We start from the raw sequence: 21,363 nt of genomic DNA, 5'->3' as shown, positions 1-21,363 counted from the left end.
GCAATTTCTGGACGGCCACCCTACCCTTCCGCGCCATCGATCATCGCCACCAATGTCGAAAGCCGGTCCGCTTCGGCCGGCAGCTTGTCGGCTCTCAGCCGCGCAATGCGCGGAAACCGCATGGCAACGCCGGATTTGTGGCGGGTGGAGCGGTTGATGCCCTCAAAGGCCACCTCCAGCACAAAACCGAAATCCGGCGTGGCCCGCACCGCCCGCACCGGGCCGAAACGCTCGACGGTATTGTCGCGCACGAATTTATCCAGCACCTCCAGCTCTGCATCGGTAAAACCGAAATAGGCTTTGCCGACCGGGACGAGCTGCTCGCCATCCTCGCCTTCCGCCCACACACCAAAGGTGAAATCGGAATAATAGCTCGATCTTTTGCCGTGGCCGCGTTGGGCATACATCATGACAGCGTCGATATTATAGGGATCACGCTTCCACTTGAACCATGGCCCCTTGGCGCGGCCTGCCTGATAGGCGCTGTCGCGGCGCTTGATCATCACGCCTTCGATCACCGGATCGGGCGGGGCGGCGCGCAACGTGTCGAGTTCCGGCCATGTGGAGAACGAGATCAATGGCGACAGGTCGAAGCGGTCATGCGGGGCATGTTCGATGATGTCAGACAGCCGGCCGCGACGCTCCAGATAGCTCTGCGCGCGGATATCGCTCTCGCCATCGAACAGCAGATCGTAAGCGCGGATGAAGGCGGGGTAATCATCCAGCATCTTCGCCGTCACCGTCTTGCGGTTCAGTCGCTGCTGCAGGTCGGAAAAGGTGCGGGTGAGATTGTTGGAGCGCACTGTCCCGCCAATCAACAACTCGCCATCCATCACGCCTTCAAAATCAAGCGCATCGAGCACATCCGGGAATGCCCCGGAAATATCGTCGCCGGAGCGGGAGTAAAGCTTTCGCGTCTCCCCGGCGCGGGATAGCTGCACGCGAATGCCGTCCCATTTCCATTCGGCGGCATAATCCGCCGGGTCCAATGCATCGAGGTCGCCTTCGGCCACCGGTGTGGCCAGCATGACCGAATGAAAGATGGCGGGGGTGGCCAGCACCGGCCGGTCCGACTTGCCTTCCAGCCACGCAAAAAGCGTGGTGTAGGGCGGCGTCAGACCGTGCCAGAGGGTTTCGATTTCGGTGATATCCTTGCCCGCAAAATCCGCCAGCGCCTGCCGCGCCAGCCGCGCCGAGACGCCGATGCGCAGGCTGCCGGTGGCGAGTTTGAGGAAGGCGAAACGTGAGGATGTGTCCAGCCGGTCGAGCAGATCGCGCACCGCGCCGCGCACTTCGGTGCGCCCCAGCGAATTCATCAGCGTCACGACGTCGCCGAGGCGCGGATCCTGCGCCTCGGAATCGTCAGCACCGCCGATATTGCCCCAGACCAGCGAGATGGTTTCGGCCAGATCGCCAACATAATCGTAGGAGTAGCGAAACAGCACTTCGTCCATCCGCTCCATAACCAGCTCGCGCAGCATGGCGGGTTTGACGCTTTTGAGGTCCAGCGTGCCGGCAATCGCCGCCAGCCCGTAACCCCGATCCGGATCAGGCGTATCGCGAAAATAATCGGTCAGCAGCTTCAGCTTGCCATTGCGCGACGGGGTGAGGACAAGGCGATCGAGAAGCGTGGCGAAGGCTTTCATTTCAATCCCCCTCGTCTTCGTAACCGACAAGATGCAGCGGCTTGGCGGCAATGCCCTGCAACTCGCACCAGCGCACCAGCGCCTCCTCCCGGCCATGGGTGACCCAGACGGCCTGCGGGGAAATTTCCTTGATGGTCTCCAACAGTTCCGGCCAGTCGCAATGGTCCGATATGACCAGCGGCAGTTCCACGCCGCCCTGCTTTGCCCGCTGCCGCACCATCATCCAGCCGGAGGCGAAGGCGATCAGCGGTTCGTTGAAGCGCCGCGCCCAGCGCTCCTGAAAGGCCGAGGGCGGGCCGACGACAATCGCACCCTTGAAGGCGGCTGGATTGCTTTTTTCGAGCGTCGCGGGGCGCAGATCGCCGAGATCAATGCCCTGCGAGACATAATAATCGCAAAGCCGCGCCAGCGCGCCGTGGATGTAGATCGGCTCGGCATAACCATTGTCACGCAATAGCCGGATAACGCGTTGCGCCTTGCCGAGCGAGTAGGCCCCGACCAGATGGGTGCGTTCGGGGAATTGTTTGATGGAGGTAAGCAGCTTGCCGATTTCCACACGCGGCAGCGGATGGTGAAACACCGGCAGACCGAAGGTGGCCTCGGTGATGAAGACATCACAGGGCACCGTCTCGAAGGGCGCGCAGGTTGGGTCGACGCCGCGCTTGTAATCCCCCGATGCGACGATGCGCATGCCGTTCATCTCCACAGAGATTTGCGCCGAGCCCAACACATGGCCGGCCGGATGGAACCCGACAGTGACGCCGTTCACCTCCACCGTTTCACCGAATTCCACCGCCTGCTCGCTGCCGCAGAAATCCTCGCCATAACGGATACGCATGATATCGAGCGTCTGGCGCGTGGCCAGCACCGCGCCATGGCCGGGACGGGCGTGATCGGAATGGCCATGGGTGATGAGCGCCCGCGCCACGGGACGCACGGGATCGATATAAAAATCGCCCGCCGGGCAATAAAGGCCTTTGGGCGTGGAGTTCAGGAGCTGTTCCGGCTTCATATTCATTGAGATAGGGCCGCCCGCGCGAATGTAAAGTGCTGCGAGCATAACGCGGAACGGGCGTTAAATTTCCCGCAGGGGTGTTTTTGTTTTGCCGTCACCTCCCTGTCATTTCGGCTTTTAGCTGGGGCTGTATCGAGTTGTGCCGGCAGTTCGCACACGAGACCAGCGTAAGACCGCTGAGAGGACAATCATGAGATTTGAGCTTGCGGGAATGTATCCATTCGGATACATGTCGTGATGAACAGTTTCGAGAAATCGGCAGAGTTCGACGAGTGGCTGAAGGCTTTGAAAGATCGTACCGGAAAGGTGCGGATTCTTCATCGCCTCACGGCAGCCGAGCACGGGAATTTCGGCGATTGTCAACCGGTAGATGGAGGCGTTTCAGAAATGCGCATCCACTTCGGTCCGGGTTATCGGGTTTATTTCACGCGTGTCGGCAAGAGGATTTATTTCCTCCTGATCGGCGGGAATAAGTCGTCGCAGAAGCGGGACATAAAGCGCGCAATCGCGATGGCGCAAACAATAGCAGGGGATGGCCATGACGGAATTTAGTAAATTCGATGTGTCGGACTATCTGGATAGCGATGAAGCCATGATCGAATATCTGGCAGTGGCGATGGAAGACGAGAACCCCGATGTGTTCATCGCCGCCCTTGGCGCAGTCGCCAGAGCTCGCGGAATGTCGCATGTCGCGGATGTATCGGGTCTCGGCCGGGAAAGTCTCTATAAAGCGCTTAAACCCGGTTCGAAGCTCCGCTACGAAACCGTGCAGAAAGTCTTGCATGCGCTGGGGTTCCGGCTGGCCGTCGAAAAATCATTGAACGCCGCGTAAGGCCGGCGTTTACACGCCGGCCTTCACCATCTTATTCCCCCGCGGCTTCCGCGGGCTTCGCCTCAACCGCGGCCGGCAGGCGCACCGGTTTCAGCATCAGCGCTGCCGCAAGGCCGATGGCAGCGGTTGCGGCGGCCGCGAAGAATAGCGGTGTAAACGCATCCGAGTAGAGCGAGGCAACGGCCGCCTGTGAGGCGGCGGGCAGTTCGGCGAGCATTTTCGGCGTCAGTTCCTCTATTCTGCCGACGCCGGGAATATCCACCGCCACGCCCTTGAGGCTGGAGGTGACGATCGCGCCATAGACCGAGATGGCGATGGCGGCGCCGCCCATGCGGGTCAGCGTCACCGCGCCGCTCGCCGCACCGATATCCGCCTTGGGCGCGGAATTCTGCACACCGATGATCGGCGCCTGCTGGCCAAGGCCAACGGCGAACCCCTGCACCAGCATCAGCACGGCAATCAACGAAAGCGGCGTACCGGCATGCATTTGCGTGAACAGCAGCATGGCAATGAGGTTGATGGTGAGGCCCGCCACCGAGAACGGCTTGTAGACGCCGGTAATCGAAATCAGCCGGCCGGCCGATAGCGAGCCCATGACGATGCCGCTGGTGACAGCGATGAAGAACAGGCCGGCATGGGAGGGGGAAAGGCCCGTCGTGGTCTGCAGGAACAGGGCATAATAATTGACCATGCCGATGCCGATGCCGCCGCTGGTCAGCGAAACGATCATCAGCAGCGGAAAGGTCGAATCCTTGAACAGCCTGAGCGGTACGACGGGTTCCGGCGCGCGGCGCTCCACCTGCACCCAGAGGAAAGCGGCGATGACGGCGAAGGCGACGATGCCAAGGCTCGGTGCCGCGATCAGCGAGCCGAACAATTCGCTGCTGTCAGCCCAGAACACCACGCTGGCAATGGTGGCCGCCAGCAGGACCGCACCGAGATAATCGATCTTCGGCTGACGCGCCGGGCGACGGTAAGGCAGCATCAGCGCCAGACCTGCAATGACGATAATGCCGAGCGGCAGGTTGATAAGGAAGATCGACCGCCAGCCGAACAGATCGCTCATCGTGCCGCCGAGGATCGGGCCGACACTGCCTGACGCCATGATGGTGAGGCTGGAATAGCTCTGGTAACGGGCGCGTTCACGCGGTTCGAACAGATCCGCATTGACGGAGAAGATCGACACCATGATGCCGCCGCCGCCAAGCCCCTGCAACACACGGGCCGCAATCAGGCTATCCATCGACCAGGCCAGACCGCAGGCGAGCGAACCCAGCGTGAAGATGACGACCGCCGCGATCATCACATATTTACGCCCGAACAGATCGCCCAGCTTGCCATAAACAGGCATGACCGCGCTGGTTGCCAGAAGATAGGCCGAGCCGATCCAGCCGAAACGCTCCAGCGCGCCGAATTCGCCGACGATGGTGGGAAGTGCTGTCGATACGATCTGGTTGTCGAGGGTCGCCATGAACATGGCCAGCATCAGAAACAGAAAGACGATGAGCCTGCGCCGATGATCCGACACAAGCGGCGCCACGGGGGCTGCGGACATATCCATGAAAAATCTCGTTGAGTTCCGGCGGTTTTACTGCGCCAATTTGTGTGCTATTAGCATATATATGTCAATGGCAAGTTTTTGACATCCATGCTATTCGCGCTAAATGTGATCGCGAACGAGCAAGAAAAGGAACGGCTGAGCGTGGCGACTGAGGAAGACTGGAAAGAGGATTTGCCCGAAGACATCAAGCGGATCGGCAATACGATGACGCGCATGCGCATCATGATCGGCCGCCGCATCATCGGCCGCATGGCGCTTGCCAAGCTCGCTCCGGGTCTCGAACTTTCGCATATCGACGTTCTGGATATTCTGCGGCGCGCCGAAGGTGATGTCACCGTGGGTGCGATTGCCGAGGGCATGCGCATCGATCCCTCGCGTGGCAGCCGCGTCGTCGCGGACATGGTCGGGCGCGGCCTGCTGAAACGCGGCGTCTCGCAGGAGGATGGCCGCCGCAGCATCGTCGAGATTACGCCGCTCGGCACCAGCCTGCTGCAGGAAATGCGCCGCACCAAGATGAGCGTCATCGAAGATGTGATGGATGGCTGGCCGGCCGACGATGTGGAGACTTTCGCGCGCCTGTTCGAGCGGTTTATCGACCGTTTCGAATACCGGTTGTCGCCGGATACGGACTTGTTGACGGATCAGAAAAAATCATAGTTGCCCCGGCGCTCTGCAACTTCACTTTAAAACAACGAGACCGTAACGTGCCGCCATCGAACAGGTTCAAGGGGTAATTTCGATGTTGACGATTTACGGTGTCTACCGGTCCCGCGCCACGCGCACGCTGTGGCTCGCAGGGGAACTCGGCATAGAATTCAAACATGTGCCTGTCATACAGGCCCGCCGTCTTGCCGATCCGCTCGCTGCCGACGCGCCGCTCAACACACTGTCGCCCGCGTTTCTCGCCATCAATCCGATGGGGACCATTCCCTGCGTCGAAGATGACGGCATGGTGCTTTATGAATCCATGGCCATCAATCTTTACCTCGCCCGCAAATATGGCGGGCCGCTGGCGCCTGTGGACCTCAAGGAAGATGCGGCGATGCTGCAATGGTCGTTCTTCGCCGCCACCGAAGTCGAAGCCAATTCGCTGAAGATTTCTTCCGCCGTCGCCGAAGGTCTATCGGAAGGCGATGCCGGCAGGGCTGTGATCGACGTTGCCGCCCGCCTGCTGAAACGCCCTTTCCGGGTGCTGGAACAGCATCTTGTCCGCCATGATTATCTGGTGGGTGATCGCTTCACCGTCGCCGATCTCAATGCCGCGGAAATCGTCCGTTATGCGCAGGGTCACCCGCCGCTGTTTGACGCCCATCCGGCGGTTAAGGCCTGGCTCACCCGTTGTCAGGCGCGCACGGCGTTTAAGACCATGTGGGATACGCGCGCGGCTGAGGCTGCTTGAAATGAGCTTTTGGGCGCGGACTGGCGATGTCCCTCCGCACTCAACGTCATCCTCGGGCTTGTCCCGAGGATCCAACCACGTCGAATAAAATCAATACGTTGCAGATCCTCGGGACAAGCCCGAGGATGACGACAGCAACTATTAGCCCCTCTCGCTCGCCAGCGCCCGCTGCACTGCCGGGCGGTCGTTCATGCGGCGGAAGTGATCGTGCACTTTCGGGAAGCGGGCAATATCCACGCTGTCGCTTTCCAGCCAGCCGGACATGACGAAAAGATAGGGGTCAGCCACCGAATAGGCCGTGCCCAGAACCCAGGGGCCGTGCAGCAGGCCGTGCTCGATCAATTCGAAGCACTCGCCCATGGTCTGCGGCACTTTCGCTTTCATATCCGCCAGAGACGCATCCTCATTCGCCCAGCGGCTGCCGCGCCGGCCATGCGCATGGGCGACATGCACGGTGGAGGAGATGAAGGCGTTGAAAGACTGCATGACCGCGAATTCGAAGGGATCATCCAGCGGCGCAAGTTTCTTCTCCGGAGCCATCTGGGCGATGAAGGCGAGGATGGCCGGGGTCTCGGTCAGCACCCCGCTTGCGGTGGCCAGCGCCGGTACGCGGCCTTTCGGATTGATCTTCAAAAATGTCTCGGAACGCTGTTCGCCCTGCGCAAAATTGACGCGGTGGGCCGTGTAAGGCAGGCCGGATTCCTCAAGCACGATATGGCTGGCGCGCGAGCAGGAACCGGGGGAGAAAAACAGGGTAAACATGAATATGCGACCTCCAGGACAATGAAGGCGTCCACCTCCTCTTGCTGTGGACGCCGGACCTTGCCGGCGGCCGGGAGTCGGCCATCACGCGCAGGGCAAGCCATCATCGTGCCGGCAACCGGCGGCGTCAAAGGTTTTATGGCGTTTCTTACAGCCCGACGACTCTGACATCGCCGACATGGATGCCGTTCCAGTTACGCATCTGCCGGTTGGACATGCCAATGAGCGCCTGCTGCTCGGCACTGCCCTCATCAAAATAGCGGGCGAGCAATGCCGAGACCATGGCTTCGGCCGCGCGCGTGGTGCCGTCCTCGCATTTCACCGCCATGGCAATGCCCTTTTCTGGCAGAGCCGCCACGAAGACACCTTCAGCGCCGGTCTTGGCAAAAATCTTGCCCGGTGCGATCTGCATAAGCTTCGTGCAGGCGCGGCCGGTGCCTGCCACATAAAAGGGTTCCGCCATGCAGGCCTCGATGAGACGGCGCGAGGCCTTGGCGCGGCCCACTTCCAGCCCCCTGCCCGTCGCCATCCTGGCGAAACCATGCGCCAGACCCGTGAGCGGCACCGCATAGGTGGGGATGGAGCAACCATCGACGCCACAATTGTCGTGGCCGAGCGCCGCCCCCGTCAGGCTTGCCATCGTGGCGCGGATTTGCCTCTGCAACGGGTGATCATAACCGACATAGCCCTTGGGGTCGGTGCCCGTGTGGCAGCAGGCGCAGATGAAGCCGGAATGTTTACCGGAGCAATTATTGTGTAGCGCCGTCGGTTTTTCCAGCGTGCGGGCCTGATGGATGATGGTTTTCTGGTCTGATGACCAGTGCGCACCGCATTCCAGCGTCTCCACATCCCGCCCCGCTTTGGCCAGCATGGAAGCGGCAAGCGCCGCATGTTCGTCTTCACCGGAATGGGAGGAACAGGCAAGCGCCAGTTCACGATTGCCGAAACCATAGGCATCCGCCGCGCCGCTTTCCACCAGTGGCAGCGCCTGCATGGCCTTGCAGGCAGAACGCGGGAAGATGCCGCGCTCGATATCGCCTGCCGCAAACACAACACCGCCATCGCCATCCACCACCACGGCAAGGCCCTGATGGCGGCTTTCGACAAGACTGCCCCTGGTGATTTCGACGGTAACGGAATTGTTCATTCTCTCAGCCTCAAAAAATTCTGATTTTATGTCGTTGATACCGCAATTGATTTTTCGATGCACGGGGCTCTCAGTGAAATTTGCAAAACGTCTGCTGCTGGCGATTGCCGTTATCTATCTGCTGCCTGCGCTGGCATCGGCCGGGTTGTGGGCCATGCGGGATCATCCGCAGGGCTGGCGCGATGCCCGCTGGTCCTCCTCAGGCACCCTTCCGCAAGCCGGAGCCGATGGGCAGGCAGCGGTTTACGTGTTTTCCGCCATGACCGGGGGCTTCAAGGGCTCCGTCGCCAGCCATGCCTGGATCGTGCTGAAAAAGCCGGGTGCGACGGCCTATGACCGCTATGACAAGGTGGGTTGGGGAACGCCCATTCGCCGCAATGGTTATGCGGCCGATGCCTTCTGGTATTCCAACACGCCACGCCAGGTGGTGGCCATTCACGGCGCGGCGGCCGAAAAGCTGATCCCCAGGATCGAACAGGCGATTGCCGACTACCCCTATGGCAAACCGGGCGGCTACCGCATCTATCCCGGCCCGAACTCCAACACCTTCGTCGCCCATGTGCTGCGCAGCGTGCCGGAACTCGGCGTGGTGCTGCCATCAGATGCGGTGGGTCGCGACTATCTGCCGAACGGCGCGTTTTATCATGTTGCCGACGACTGGAAGGATGCGAGTGTTTCGCTGGGCGGATTGTTTGGTATTTCGGCGGGAACGCGCAGCGGTTTCGAAATCAATTTTCTCGGTCTGGTCGCGGGGATCGATTTCAGCCGCCCGGGTATCAAGATACCGGGGCTTGGTTATTTCGGGGTGGCCGGCGCACGCGTCTGACGCATCAGGCATCGGCGGCGTGACTTGCCCTTTTTGCGCGGATGGCCTGGGCGATGAAAACGCGCGACAGGCCGTGATAGAGCGGTTCCCGGGAGAACAGGCGGGAGGTCAAATATCCCAGCATCGATGCGACCATGATGGGGATGACGCCTTCATGATTGCCGGTCATTTCGAGGATGATGACAAAAGCCGTCATCGGCGCCTGCACCACGCCGGCGAAATATCCTGCCATGCCAACGATCGCGCCAAGGCCGATGCTGGTGCCGAGCAGAGCGGCCATGGTGCTGCCAAAACCGGCACCCACGGACAGGGAGGGCGCGAAGATGCCGCCGGGAATACCCGACATCATTGCAAGAAACGTCGCCGCCAGCTTTTCGATGAAGAAGAAGGTCGGAGCGGCTTGCCCCTCAATCGCCGCACGGGCCTGTTCGTAGCCGGTTCCAAAGGTCGCGCCACCCGTTGCAATGCCGATGACGGCCGAAGCGAGGCCGCAGGCGGCGGCAACCGCCAGCATTCGCTTCAAAGGCATGGTTTGCGCGAAGCGCCGGATGCGGGCGGACAGACGCAGCGCCCCGGCGCTGAAAAGCGCGCCGAAAGCGCCGCCGCCAATGCCGCAGATCAGCACCAGAAGCCAGTCTGCTGTCGTTTTTGCCAGAACGGAACTCGTACCGAAATATGTGTAGCTGCCGACCAGCGCCAGCGAAGCAAGGCCGGACAGGATGACGGCGGTGAGAACGAGACCATTGGCGCGTGATTCGTAGGTTTTGCTCATTTCCTCGATGGCAAAGACGATGCCTGCCAGCGGCGTATTGAAGGCGGCCGCGATGCCCGCCGCCGATCCGGCAAGGATGAGACCCTTCGCCTGCGCCATGCCGCCCCAGCGGGCGGCCTGCAGCATGATCGAGGCACCCACCTGAACGGTCGGCCCCTCACGCCCGATCGACGCACCGGACAAAAGACCCGCCACCGTCAACACCACCTTGCCGAAAGCGAGCTTCAGCGACAGAAGCCGCGAGCGATCCGCATCGTCACGCAGATGCCGCGCCGCGATCGCCTGCGGAATGCCGCTGCCACCGGCATTGGGGAAAACCGTCAATGCCAGCCAGGCGCAGAGCGTGAAACCGAGCGGCGTGATGATGAGGGGCAACAGGAACGCCCACGGCCCCGAAGAAGTGGCCGCGAAGAAAAGATGCTGGGCGCGATCCGCCGCCCATGCAAAACCGACGCTGATGACCCCCACCGCAAGCGCGCCGACCCAGAAAACCGCCCGCGGTTTCCAGGCCCGCCACGACCCCCAGACAACACGGGAACGGCGGAGCATCTTCAGCTTCTTGTAATCGACGGGCATGGCGGTCCAGATCGGTAATTTCAGTCATTGTCGGGCGGGAGGTCCTTTTATCGGACTGCCAGCCCGCGATTGCAAGTTTTGCATTTGACTCTTTGCGATACATGGTAGATGCTCTGCATCGCAAATGCAACGCAGGGAGAGGCAAGATGAAAACCGCGACTTTGCCTTCGTTACGGGTAACGGCGGATTTTCGTGAGGCGGCGGAAAGTGTGCTGAAGGACGGCGAAACGCTCTCTTCCTTCGTTGAGGATTCCGTACGCAGGGAAGTGGAAATCCGTAAATCGCAGGCGGATTTTATTGCACGCGGGCTGGCGGCACGTGAAGAATCGAAGAAAACGGGTGTTTATCACAGAGCGGAAGATGTTCTTGCCGAACTGAAAAATATGCTTGACACAAAGCTCGCTGAAGACGACGACCAGTGACATATCAGGTTTTTCTCGCCGACAGAGCACGCGACAACATAATGCGTCTATATGCCCATCTCCTTCGCCAGGACAAACATGCGGCGAAGCGAGCTTACAGGGCAATCGAAAAGGGGATCGCCGCACTTGCGGACTTTCCAATGAGTTGCAGAAAAGTTGATGCGGAAAGCCCGTTTCTGCGGGAATTTCTCATCCCGTTTGGGTCTTCCGGTTATGTCATTCTCTTTGAAATAGAGAATGCCGAGAAAGTAACAATCCTCGCGATCCGCCACCAGCGCGAGGATGATTACCACTGATCCTCACCGGTCGCTGACCGCCGCGCGCGGGTTCACCCAAGGTTCCTGATTGGAGCGCGGCAGCGGGGTCTTGCCGAGAATATGATCGGCCGCCTTTTCGCCGGTCATGATCGAGGGGCCGTTGAGGTTGCCATAGGTCACATGCGGGAAGATCGAGCTGTCGGCGACCCTCAATCCCTCCACGCCGATCACCCGACATTCGGGATCGACGACGGCCATCGGGTCGTTGCGGTCGCCCATCCGGCAGGTGCCGCAGGGGTGATAGGCGCTTTCCAGATGCTCACGCAAAAAGGCGTCAATTTCCTCGTCCGTCCCGACATTTTCGCCCGGCTGGATTTCCGGTCCGCGAAAATCGTCGAAGGCTTTCTGGCTGAAAATCTCGCGCGTCAGGCGCACGCAATGACGGAATTTTTCCCAGTCTTCCGGATGGCTCATATAGTTGAAACGAATGACCGGATCGTCCTTCGGATCGGCGGAGCGGAGCGTGACATTGCCGCGCGATTTCGACAGGTTATAGCCGACATGCACTTGAAAACCATGGCTTTTCGCGGCCGCCTTGCCGTCATAGGAAATGGCGACCGGCAGGAAATGATACTGGATGTCAGGCTGTTTCAGCCCCGGTGCTGAGCGCAGGAAGGCGCAGGCCTCGAACTGATTGGAGGCACCAAGTCCGCCCTTCGACAGCAGCCATTGCGCGCCCGCCACGCCCTGCCAGAACCATGGCAGCCAGGAATAAAGCGAGACCGGCTTGGTCGAGACCTGCTGGAAATAGAACTCCATATGGTCCTGAAGGTTTGCGCCCACACCCGGACGATCCGCCTTGACCTCAATGCCCATCTCAGCCAGATGCGCGGCAGGGCCGATGCCCGAAAGCATCAGCAGTTTCGGCGAGTTGAAGGAAGAGGCGGACACGATGACTTCGCGATTGGCCGTGATGGTTTCCACCACGCCCTTACGCTCGATCTCGACACCCACGGCGCGGCCATTCTCGATGACAATCTTGCGGGCAAAACCGCCAACCAGCGTAACATTACCGCGCTTCAGCGCCGGCCGCAGGTAGGCATTGGCGGCGGACCAGCGACGGCCGTGGTGGATGGTCTGCTCCATAAGGCCGAAACCTTCCTGCCTGGAGCCGTTATAGTCGTCCGTCAGCTCGAAGCCGGCCTGTGCGCCTGCCTGAATAAAGGCATGGAACAGCGGATTATTCACCGGCCCGCGCTGCACATGCAGCGGCCCATCCGTGCCGCGCCAGCCTTCCTCGCCGCCATGGCTGTGTTCCATGCGCTTGAAGTAGGGCAGCACATCCGCATAGGCCCAGCCATGCGCACCAAGCTCTTCCCAGCGGTTGAAATCCTCGGCATGGCCGCGCACGTAAACGAGGCCGTTGATGGACGACGAACCGCCGATGACCTTGCCGCGTGGGGCGGTGATGCGGCGATTGTCGAGATTGGGTTCGGGCTCGGAGAGGTAACCCCAATTGTAGCGCTTCATGCTCATCGGCCAGGCGAGTGCGGCCGGCATCTGGATGAAGGGACCGAAATCCGACCCGCCAGCCTCGATGACGATGACGGAATAGCGACCGTCTTCCGACAGGCGGTAGGCGATGGCGGAACCTGCGGAACCGGAGCCGACGATGACGTAATCTGCTTGCATGATTTGTGCTCTCCGATGAGCTGTGGTTCTGATTTAGGGTATGCGCGTGGGGCTTACCCCCCTCTGTCCTGCCGGACATCTCCCCCACAAGGAGGGAGATCAGCAAGACGACGGGGCATCGCTTCATTTGCGACCTCGAAGAAGGACGCGACGTGGCCGCAGGTCGATCTCCCTCCTTGTGGGGGAGATGCCCGGCAGGGCAGAGGGGGGTAAGCCCCACGCGCCAACCGTCAATAAGGCGCGTCCACCTTCCCCGTGCTCACATAAACCGTCTTCAGCTCACTGTAATGCTCCAGCGCCGCCGCCGAATTTTCCCGCCCGAAGCCGGATTGTTTCGAGCCGCCGAAGGGGATTTCCACCGGGCAGAGATTGTATGTGTTGATCCATAGCGTGCCCGCCTCCAGCTGATCCACCACACGGTGAGCACGGGCGAGATCGGCGGTGAAGACGCCGCCGGCGAGGCCGAATTCGGTGGCGTTGGCGCGGGCGAGAACCTCGTCTTCATCGTCAAAATCCAGCACGCACATGACCGGGCCGAAGATTTCCTCGCGGGCGATGGTCATGTTGTCGGTTACATCGGCAAAAACGGTCGGCTGCACATAGGCCCCCTCACCCGACACATTGTTGGGGATGCCGCCGCCGGTCACCAGCGTCGCACCCTCCGCCTTGCCCTTTTCGATGTAGGCAAGAACCTTCTCCTGCTGGGCCTTGGAGACCAGCGGGCCGAGATGGGTGGCGTAGTCAAGCGGATCGCCGAGGATCATCGCTTCGGTGCGGCGCTTCAGGTTTTCGAGGAAGCGGCCCTTGGCTTTTTTCTGCACGAAGACGCGCGTGCCATTGGAGCAGACCTGCCCGGAGGAATAAAAATTGCCGAGCATCGCACCGCCGACAGCACTTTCGATATCGGCATCGTCGAAAACGATCAACGGCGACTTGCCGCCGAGCTCCATGGTCACGTGCTTGAGATGCCCGGCAGCGGCAGCGGCCACCTTGCGGCCGGTTGGGACTGAGCCTGTCAGCGAGACCTTCGCTACATCGGGGTGGTTGACCAGCAGCGGACCGGTATCACGATCGCCCTGAATGACGTTGAACAGGCCCTTGGGCAGACCGGCTTCGATGAGGATTTCGGCGATCTTCAGTGCGCCCAGCGGGGTGTTTTCCGAAGGCTTGAAGACCATGGCGTTGCCGGCGACGAGTGCCGGCGCTGCCTTCCAGCAGGCGATCTGCTGCGGATAGTTCCATGCGCCGATGCCCACGCAGACTCCCAACGGCACGCGCTTGGTATAGGCGAAATCTCCACCGAGCGGGATGTAATCACCATTCAGCGCAGAAGGTGCGATGCCGCCGAAAAATTCGAAGGCATCCGCGCCGGAGGTGGGATCGGCGACGATGGTTTCCTGGATCGGCTTGCCGGTATCGAGTGTCTCCAGCGTGGAAAGCGCATCGTTGCGTTCACGCATGATATCAGCGGCGCGCTTGAGGATGCGGCCGCGCGCCATGGGGGTCATCGCCGCCCATTCCTTCTGGGCGCGTTTGGCAGACGCGATGGCGCGCTCGACAATCGCCGGGGTTGCTGCGTGTAGCCTTGCGATAACCTCGCCGGTGGCCGGAAAGATGCTTTCGAACAGCGTGCCGGCAGTGTCTTCGACATAGTCGCCGTCGATGAAATGCGAGGCTTTGGGCTGCGCCCGGAGAGGCGTGGCGATAGTCATGTCGAAGTCTCCTTAGAGAACGCGGATGGACGGCTTGGGGCGCTGTCCATCGGGATAGGGTTTGAGCTGCATGTCGAAATAATCCTCGACAAGCGCCGGCGCGGAAGCGAAGCCGAGCGGGGCGGACCGCAGGCTGTGGCGGATGTAAAGACCGTCTATCAGCGCTGCCGCCCCTTCCGCGATGCGTGCGGCATCATCCGGCGGGCAAAGGCGGGACAGGCTGGACAGAAGATTGGAGCGCAGGCGGCGGGAATAAATCACCAGCAGCCGCCGGGTTTCCTCCGAACGCTGCGCCTCGACATAAAAGGCAAGCCATGCCGCCACCGTTTCCGGCGTGAACTGGTCGCTCTGGAAGGAGACGTGCACGATGGCGCTCAGCCTCTCGCGCGGGCCGGAAGCGCGGGTCAGCGCCGCCACGGCATCGCGCCTGAGGTCGCGCAACAGGCTGCGGACGGTTTCGAGAAGAAGCTGCTGCTTGCTGCCGAAATAATGATGCGCAAGTGCCGCCGACACGCCCGCTTCCCGGGCGATGTCAGACATCGTCACATTCAGCGAACCATGGTGGCCGATGGTGCGCAGCGCCGCATCCACAAGCGCCTTGCGGCGCAGAGGCTCCATTCCGATCTTTGGCATCATCGTCTCCTTGACGGATGGCAAATTATTCTTGATTGATCGATCAATCAATAAAAAATGCGCCGTTTTATGTCGCGGATTTGCGATGGATCATATTTTCCGACGCCGTATTCCAATAATTTCACGAATGCCGGGCATCCGGCTCATTACCCCTCTGACAGGGGAAAAACTAAACCGTGATATACTGCTAATTGGGAATGAAACGCGTTTCGTGCTAATATAGGAAGTGATACAAATTTCGCTGGAAGCGGCGCCAGACGAAAAACAATAAAAACGCCCGCCATAGACCACGACGATACCTGGTCCGCACATTGGACATCAAAGGTTCGATCGCAGCGTTTAAAGAAGGGAGTGATATCATGCCAATGGTAACAGTATCGATTTCCCCGGAACAGGCAGCAAGAATGCGCGAGGCCGTGAATAGTGGCGCTTACGCATCCGGCAGCGAGGTCGTCAGGGCCGCGCTGCGGCTATGGGCGGCCTCTGCCCAACACGGCACTGAAACAACGCCTCCCGTCCCTGTCGAAGCGGACCGGGAGCGCATGAATGTTGCGGAACTTTACGCCGCTCACACCGGGCATGCGCGCCGGGCCTGAGGCTTTGCCCGGCAACCCCGCATATCGAGGGGGTTGTGACAAAACGTTCATCAAAGCTTCACAATCGTGAAAGCTTTTGTTGACCTGTGATCTGCAATTGTTCGCCGTAAAAGAAACGGCCCCGTTGTGGCGGATTTTCACGCCATGCAATCTCGGGGCTGGCCAATTGCGGAGAAAGAAATGCAGGCCGTCACGATGGAGAATGATGTCATAAGGCGATTTGCCTCCGGGCACATGTTTCCCATGGCAAAGCTTGTGCTTGAAACCGCGTTTCAGCCGATTGTCGAGGCGACGACGGGCACGATTTTCGGCTATGAATCATTGATGCGCGGCCATGACCGGCTTGGATTTTCCAATCCGCTGGCGCTTCTCGACCAGGCTGCTGCGGACGGCGAACTGAAAGCTTTCGAGCAGATGCTGGCAAGCCGCGCGCTGGCGAAATTCTCCACCCTGCCCGACTTTTCCTCCACCACCCTGTTCCTCAATCTCGATGTGCGGCTGATCCCGCACGGCGACGCCATTCTCGACAAGCTTGTCGGCCATCTGGCGCGGGCAGGCATTCCGGCCTCCTCCATCTGCTTTGAGCTTTCCGAACGTTTCGACAATACCAGCGTGCCGGAATTCACGGCGCTGATTGCCCGTATGCGCAAGGAAGGCTTCAAGCTGGCGATCGATGATTTCGGCGCCGGTCACGGCGAGATGAAGCTTTTGTGCGACTATCCGCTGGACTACCTGAAGATCGACCGGCACTTCATCAGTGGCGTCGATCATCTTCCGCGCAAACAGCATCTCGTCCGCAACATCGTCAACATCGCCCATGTTCTTGGGGTTCGGGTGATTGCGGAAGGCATTGAAACGGAAGCGGAATTCCTGACCTGCCGCGAATATGGCGTCGATCTGGTGCAGGGCTGGCTGATCGCCAGACCGACGGTCTTCACCAGCGAGCTGCCGGAGAGCTTTCCGCACCTCAACCGCATGGGCGTGGCGCGGCGCAGCAGCCAGTCGCTGGACGAAATATTGATCCGCCGGGAAATCGAGCGGCTTCCCACCGTCTATGAGCATGACAGCGTCGATAATGTCTTCGAACTGTTCCGCAGAAACCCGCAGCAGGCATTTTTCCCGGTTCTCAACGCCAATGGCGAACCGCGCGGCGTTATCAACGAATATCACCTCAAGGAATATATCTACCGGCCTTTCGGTCGCGACCTGCTCAAGAACAAGATTTATGAGCGCACCATCTCCCATTTCGTCGATCCCGCGCCGATCGTCGGCCTTGATGCCGATGCAGATCAGCTGATGAACATGTTCGCCAGCATGGGCGGCAGCGCCTGCATCATCCTGACCGAAAACATGCGTTATGCCGGCATCGTCTCGGCTGCCTCGCTCATCAAGGTTATCAATGAAAAACAGCTGAAGATGGCGCAGGACCAGAACCCGCTGACCGCGCTGCCCGGCAACCGCGCCATTGGCGGCTTCATATCCGACAGCTGCGGCGACGGCGACGAGACGCGGTTCTTCTGCTATTGCGACTTCGACAATTTCAAACCCTTCAACGACAAATACGGCTTCAACGCCGGCGACCACGCCATCACCCTGTTTTCGGCGCTGATGCGCCGTTACTTCTTCGCCGGCGACTGTTTCCTCGGCCATATTGGCGGCGACGATTTCTTCATCGGCGTGCGTGACTGGACGGTGGAAGAACTGACGGAAATCCTCGAACGCCTGCTCAGCGATTTCCACGACGACGTGGCGGAACTCTATTCGCAGGAGGACCGCGACGCCGGGCACATGGTCGGGCTCGACCGTCGCGGCAATGAGCGGGATTTCGCGCTGCTGCGCTGCTCTATCGGTGTTCTCACCCTGCCGAAAGGGTTGATCATCGCCAATCCCGAACGCATCGGCAGCGAGATTGCCGGCGTCAAGACAGCCGCGAAGGAAAACGAAGGCGGCCTCGTCATCCGGGTGTTCGGCGAGACAAATTGAGAAACAGGGGGCGAGGTTGGGATCCGGTTGACCCGGAGTTTGCGGCTTTACCCCCCTCTGCCCTGCCGGGCATTTCCCCCACAAGGAGGGAGATCGGCAAGCGGCTCTACCGTCGCTTCATTCTCAAACTTTAAGAGGGGCGAAACCTCGCCGCGTATGATCTCCCTCCTTGTGGGGGAAATGCCCGGCAGGGCAGAGGGGGGTAAAGCCGCGCACTCCACGCCCATGCGAACCAACAACACCCAACGTACTCCAGCGTCAAAGAGCCGCCTTTCCTAAAGGACGCATCCGGCCTACATTTTAAGGTAACGCCAATCCCCAGGGAGTTGCCCTCACCCATGTCCGATACCACGACCCTGCCCGAAACAATGCGCTTCATCGACCTTCCTTCCCATGGCGGCCCGGAAGTAATGCAGCTTTCGCAGATGGCTTTGCCGAAACCCGCCAAAGGCGAGATTCTGGTCAAGGTCGAGGCAACGGGCGTCAACCGTCCCGATGTCGCACAGAGACAGGGCATCTATCCGCCGCCCAGGGATGCAAGCCCGATCCTCGGCCTGGAAATTGCCGGAGAAGTGGTTGCGCTCGGCGAAGGCGTCACCGAATTCAAACCGGGCGATAAAATCTGCGCGCTCGCCAATGGCGGCGGCTACGCCGAATATTGCACCGTGCCGGCCGGACAGGCCCTGCCCTTCCCCAAGGGTTATGATGCCGTCAAAGCCGCAGCGCTGCCGGAAACCTTCTTCACGGTCTGGGCCAATCTCTTCCAAATGGCGGGCCTCACCGAAGGCGAAAGCGTGCTGATCCACGGCGGCACCAGCGGCATCGGCACAACGGCCATCCAGCTCGCCAAAGCTTTTGGCGCGGAAGTCTATGCCACGGCGGGCTCAGTGGAGAAATGCGACGCCTGCGTCAAGCTCGGCGCCAAACGGGCGATCAATTACCGTGAGGAAGATTTCGCCGCCGTCGTCAAGACCGAGACCGGCGGCAAGGGCGTGGACGTCGTTCTGGATATGATCGGCGCTGCCTATTTCGAAAAGAACATCGCCGCCCTCGCTAAGGACGGCTGCCTGTCCATCATCGCCTTTCTGGGCGGCGCCGTGGCGGAGAAGGTCGACCTGCGCCCCATCATGGTCAAACGCCTCACCGTCACCGGCTCCACCATGCGGCCCCGCACCGCCGACGAGAAACGCGCGATCCGCGATGACCTCATCGAGCTGGTCTGGCCGCTCATCGAAAGCGGCAAAATCGCACCGGTCATCAATCAGGTCTTTGCGCTGGATGAGGTCGCGGAGGCACATCGGTTGATGGAAAGCAGCAATCATATCGGCAAGATCGTGATGCGGGTGTCGTGATTACACGCTGCTCGTGTTGTTTTTATTGACAACAGACGAGGACGTTGTCATGAATAACAACACGAAGGCGGTACTGCTCGAAAAAACCCGCAAGGTAATCGATGAGACCGCCTTTTTCGAGGTTGTCCTGTGGCACCTGCCGGAGCCGGTTCCTGGAAGCGCCCATCCTTTCAAGTACCGGCTGGCGCTTGTGATCAAAGGTGAATGCGTTCTGCGCTATGACAATGAACGCGGCAAAGGTGATCATCGCCACATGGAGGGGCGTGAGGACACAATCGAGTTCACCACGTTTGAAGCCCTCTTCGATGCTTTTCAGGGTGATATGGAAAGGATTTTGGCATGACCGCACTGACTGTCCGTCTCGGCACCATCGATGACATTAAAAGCCGGTTTGTCGCCGCCGGAAATCTGGCGATGTCTGGAAAGCCGGCGGAGGCGAAACCGTCTGTCGAATTTTCCAGCTATGAAGACCTGCACCGCATTCTCGCCCCGTTGCGTCTTGCCATTGTCCGGGCTCTGTCGGGTCAGGGAACGCTTTCGATCCGCGAGGTCGCGCGCCGCGTGGGGCGGGATGTGCAGGCCGTTCATCGCGACGTCACGACGCTTCTCCATGCGGGCATCATCGACAGGAACAACGACGGTATTGCGTTTCCCTATGACAGCATCCATTTCGAATTCGACGTGAAGGCCGGCGAAGCGGCATAGTCTCACTGGTCGTGCTTGAACGACTGCCTCTTGCATTCACCGCGAATCGTACTACCTTCTAGTTATGTTCAACGTATCGGAAGGAGGTGATCCAATGTCTAATGAGATTTCGGTTTCTGGTTCAGGCAATGGAAAGGGTGTGTGTGCGACGGGGCAACCCTCGGCGTAAAACCACCAGCCTTCGGAACGTTGAGAAACAGTCCCGGGTCTGTAAACAGGACCAAACTCATGGAAGGGTCGCCTCTGGCGGCCCTTTTCTGTTTGTGGGGATTGGGTGTACCTCCCTCATCTCTGTGCTTGTCACAGAGATCCAGCCAGACCAAGTCTTTGGGCTGAAAGGAGTCCTTTTCGACGCGCAGACGCGCGTCGGCTGGATTCCTGTGACAAGCACAGGAATGAGGAAATCTGATAGGCCTGTTCCCAGCCTACCTCTTCCCAAACACCTTCCAGCGTGTCGGGCGAAAGCGCAGTTCGGCACCCACGGCCACCGCGGCATTGAGCGGCACTTCGATTTCGAGGTGATAGGGCTCATGGCCGTTATTGGCGATGTCGATTTCGGCGATGCGGGTGCCGGCGAGGCGGCGACAGGTGGTGACCTTGCCGTAGAGGGTATCCTTCTCGTCCGTTAGCACGACGTCTTCCGGCCGGAAGAACAGCTCGCCCTCGCCTGCGCCGCTTTCGTTTACGCCGATGCTTTCCCCCTGAAACAGCACATGGCCGTCGCGGATCGTGACCGGCAGGCTGGAGGATTCCCCGATGAAGGAAAAGACGAAGGGGGAATTGGGCGTGTCATAGACATCGTCAGCCGTGCCGACCTGTTCGATCTTGCCCTGACTCATGACCACGACGCGGTCGGCCAGTTCCAGCGCTTCTTCCTGATCGTGGGTGACGAAGACGGTGGTGTGGCCGGTGCGGTCGTGGAATTCGCGCAGCCAGCGGCGCAGCTCCTTGCGCACCTTGGCGTCGAGCGCGCCGAAGGGTTCGTCAAGAAGCAGCACTTTCGGCTCGATGGCGACGGCGCGGGCAAGCGCCACGCGCTGGCGCTGGCCGCCGGAAAGCTGGGTCGGATAACGTTTTTCAAGACCGGAGAGATGCACCATGTCGAGAAGTTCGGACACCCGCTTGCGGATCTCCGCTCTCGGCGGGCGGGTGGCGGAGGGGCGCACTTTCAGACCGAAGGCGATATTGTCGGCCACCGTCATGTGGCGGAACAGCGCGTAGTGCTGGAAAACGAAACCGACATTGCGCTCCTGCACGGTGCGATGCGAGGCATCCTCATCGCCGAAATAGATATGGCCCTGCGTCGGCTGTTCGAGGCCGGCGATCAGGCGCAACAGCGTCGTCTTGCCGGAACCGGAAGGACCGAGCAGCGCGATCAGTTCACCGGAACGAATGTCGAGTGACACGTCGTTCAGCGCCGGAAAGCGGTCGAACTGCTTGGTGATGCCGGAAACTTTCACTTCCATGAAGATGCC

22 protein-coding genes are annotated in these 21,363 nt (G+C 60.2%); 12 read left to right on the top strand and 10 right to left on the bottom strand.

What is annotated here, in order from left to right; genetic code table 11:
- Positions 1–20 precede the first annotated feature (20 nt).
- Together JZX89_RS24345 and JZX89_RS24340 are read right to left on the bottom strand one after the other, a co-directional pair.
- Positions 21–1,646, bottom strand: a complete 1,626-nt coding sequence (locus tag JZX89_RS24345; protein ID WP_149898791.1) for a cisplatin damage response ATP-dependent DNA ligase — start codon at positions 1,644–1,646, stop codon at positions 21–23.
- Between the two features lies 1 nt (position 1,647).
- On the bottom strand, positions 1,648–2,664 hold the full coding sequence (locus JZX89_RS24340; protein ID WP_207135583.1) for a ligase-associated DNA damage response exonuclease: 1,017 nt from the start codon (positions 2,662–2,664) through the stop codon (positions 1,648–1,650).
- Between the two features lie 234 nt (positions 2,665–2,898).
- On the opposite strand from JZX89_RS24340, the gene JZX89_RS24335 reads away from it, so the two are divergent.
- Positions 2,899–3,213, top strand: coding sequence for a type II toxin-antitoxin system RelE/ParE family toxin (locus JZX89_RS24335; protein WP_207135582.1), 315 nt, complete (start codon positions 2,899–2,901; stop codon positions 3,211–3,213).
- Entirely contained in the window at positions 3,194–3,493 is a 300-nt protein-coding gene (locus JZX89_RS24330; protein ID WP_207135581.1) for an addiction module antidote protein, read from the top strand. The genes JZX89_RS24335 and JZX89_RS24330 overlap by 20 nt, the downstream gene beginning before the upstream one ends.
- A gap of 31 nt (positions 3,494–3,524) precedes the next feature.
- On the opposite strand, the gene JZX89_RS24325 is transcribed toward JZX89_RS24330, so the two are convergent.
- Positions 3,525–5,054: an MDR family MFS transporter gene (locus tag JZX89_RS24325; RefSeq protein WP_207135580.1), complete on the bottom strand. Its 1,530-nt coding sequence runs from the start codon at positions 5,052–5,054 to the stop codon at positions 3,525–3,527.
- Positions 5,055–5,195: 141 nt separating this feature from the next.
- Between JZX89_RS24325 and JZX89_RS24320 the strand changes: the two genes are divergently transcribed.
- Positions 5,196–5,711, top strand: a complete 516-nt coding sequence (locus JZX89_RS24320; protein WP_149898790.1) for a MarR family winged helix-turn-helix transcriptional regulator — start codon at positions 5,196–5,198, stop codon at positions 5,709–5,711.
- Between the two features lie 82 nt (positions 5,712–5,793).
- Positions 5,794–6,453 carry a glutathione S-transferase family protein gene (locus tag JZX89_RS24315; RefSeq protein WP_149898789.1) on the top strand — a complete coding sequence of 220 codons (660 nt, stop codon included), beginning with the start codon at positions 5,794–5,796 and terminating at the stop codon, positions 6,451–6,453.
- A 141-nt stretch (positions 6,454–6,594) separates the two neighbouring features.
- On the opposite strand, the gene JZX89_RS24310 is transcribed toward JZX89_RS24315, so the two are convergent.
- Together JZX89_RS24310 and JZX89_RS24305 are read right to left on the bottom strand one after the other, a co-directional pair.
- Positions 6,595–7,215, bottom strand: a complete 621-nt coding sequence (locus JZX89_RS24310; protein ID WP_149898788.1) for a glutathione S-transferase family protein — start codon at positions 7,213–7,215, stop codon at positions 6,595–6,597.
- Positions 7,216–7,363: 148 nt separating this feature from the next.
- A complete protein-coding gene (locus tag JZX89_RS24305; RefSeq protein WP_207135579.1) occupies positions 7,364–8,362 on the bottom strand; it encodes an asparaginase in 999 nt (332 codons plus the stop codon).
- A gap of 73 nt (positions 8,363–8,435) precedes the next feature.
- Between JZX89_RS24305 and JZX89_RS24300 the strand changes: the two genes are divergently transcribed.
- Positions 8,436–9,188: a DUF3750 domain-containing protein gene (locus JZX89_RS24300; protein ID WP_207135578.1), complete on the top strand. Its 753-nt coding sequence runs from the start codon at positions 8,436–8,438 to the stop codon at positions 9,186–9,188.
- 4 nt (positions 9,189–9,192) lie between these two features.
- Here JZX89_RS24300 and JZX89_RS24295 read toward each other — a convergent pair whose 3' ends face one another.
- Complete coding sequence (locus JZX89_RS24295; protein ID WP_174372935.1) at positions 9,193–10,536, bottom strand: chloride channel protein; 1,344 nt, start codon at positions 10,534–10,536, stop codon at positions 9,193–9,195.
- A gap of 146 nt (positions 10,537–10,682) precedes the next feature.
- Between JZX89_RS24295 and JZX89_RS24290 the strand changes: the two genes are divergently transcribed.
- On the top strand, positions 10,683–10,958 hold the full coding sequence (locus JZX89_RS24290) for a YlcI/YnfO family protein (protein WP_207135577.1): 276 nt from the start codon (positions 10,683–10,685) through the stop codon (positions 10,956–10,958).
- The gene (locus tag JZX89_RS24285) at positions 10,955–11,254 is read left to right on the top strand and encodes a type II toxin-antitoxin system RelE/ParE family toxin (RefSeq protein WP_207135576.1); all 300 of its coding nucleotides are present in this window, start codon (positions 10,955–10,957) and stop codon (positions 11,252–11,254) included. The genes JZX89_RS24290 and JZX89_RS24285 overlap by 4 nt, the downstream gene beginning before the upstream one ends.
- A 3-nt stretch (positions 11,255–11,257) precedes the next feature.
- Here JZX89_RS24285 and betA read toward each other — a convergent pair whose 3' ends face one another.
- The 3 genes from betA to betI all read right to left on the bottom strand — a co-directional run bounded on the left by betA (position 11,258) and on the right by betI (position 15,252).
- The gene (gene betA / locus JZX89_RS24280) at positions 11,258–12,907 is read right to left on the bottom strand and encodes a choline dehydrogenase (protein WP_207135575.1); all 1,650 of its coding nucleotides are present in this window, start codon (positions 12,905–12,907) and stop codon (positions 11,258–11,260) included.
- A 230-nt stretch (positions 12,908–13,137) separates the two neighbouring features.
- The gene (gene betB, locus JZX89_RS24275) at positions 13,138–14,619 is read right to left on the bottom strand and encodes a betaine-aldehyde dehydrogenase (protein ID WP_174372939.1); all 1,482 of its coding nucleotides are present in this window, start codon (positions 14,617–14,619) and stop codon (positions 13,138–13,140) included.
- A 12-nt stretch (positions 14,620–14,631) separates the two neighbouring features.
- Positions 14,632–15,252, bottom strand: a complete 621-nt coding sequence (betI, locus tag JZX89_RS24270; RefSeq protein ID WP_207135574.1) for a choline-binding transcriptional repressor BetI — start codon at positions 15,250–15,252, stop codon at positions 14,632–14,634.
- A 359-nt stretch (positions 15,253–15,611) separates the two neighbouring features.
- On the opposite strand from betI, the gene JZX89_RS24265 reads away from it, so the two are divergent.
- The 5 genes from JZX89_RS24265 to JZX89_RS24245 all read left to right on the top strand — a co-directional run bounded on the left by JZX89_RS24265 (position 15,612) and on the right by JZX89_RS24245 (position 19,888).
- Positions 15,612–15,848, top strand: coding sequence for a ribbon-helix-helix domain-containing protein (locus JZX89_RS24265; protein ID WP_207135573.1), 237 nt, complete (start codon positions 15,612–15,614; stop codon positions 15,846–15,848).
- A gap of 180 nt (positions 15,849–16,028) precedes the next feature.
- Complete coding sequence (locus JZX89_RS24260) at positions 16,029–17,831, top strand: GGDEF domain-containing protein (RefSeq protein ID WP_149898779.1); 1,803 nt, start codon at positions 16,029–16,031, stop codon at positions 17,829–17,831.
- Between the two features lie 338 nt (positions 17,832–18,169).
- Positions 18,170–19,183 (top strand): NAD(P)H-quinone oxidoreductase, encoded by a 1,014-nt coding sequence (locus tag JZX89_RS24255; protein WP_207135572.1) that lies wholly within the window; start codon positions 18,170–18,172, stop codon positions 19,181–19,183.
- 49 nt (positions 19,184–19,232) lie between these two features.
- On the top strand, positions 19,233–19,526 hold the full coding sequence (locus JZX89_RS24250; protein ID WP_207135571.1) for a toxin-antitoxin system TumE family protein: 294 nt from the start codon (positions 19,233–19,235) through the stop codon (positions 19,524–19,526).
- Positions 19,523–19,888, top strand: coding sequence for an HVO_A0114 family putative DNA-binding protein (locus JZX89_RS24245; RefSeq protein ID WP_149898777.1), 366 nt, complete (start codon positions 19,523–19,525; stop codon positions 19,886–19,888). The genes JZX89_RS24250 and JZX89_RS24245 overlap by 4 nt, the downstream gene beginning before the upstream one ends.
- A 425-nt stretch (positions 19,889–20,313) precedes the next feature.
- Here the strand turns inward: JZX89_RS24245 and JZX89_RS24240 are convergent, their stop codons facing one another.
- Positions 20,314–21,354, bottom strand: a complete 1,041-nt coding sequence (locus tag JZX89_RS24240) for a sulfate/molybdate ABC transporter ATP-binding protein (RefSeq protein ID WP_207135570.1) — start codon at positions 21,352–21,354, stop codon at positions 20,314–20,316.
- Between the last annotated feature and the right edge of the window lie 9 nt (positions 21,355–21,363).

The sequence above is a fragment of the Agrobacterium burrii genome (assembly GCF_017313405.1).
GTDB lineage: Bacteria > Pseudomonadota > Alphaproteobacteria > Rhizobiales > Rhizobiaceae > Agrobacterium > Agrobacterium burrii.
Note: the sequence above shows the minus strand (reverse complement) of the source record. Positions and strands in the feature narration are given on the sequence as shown.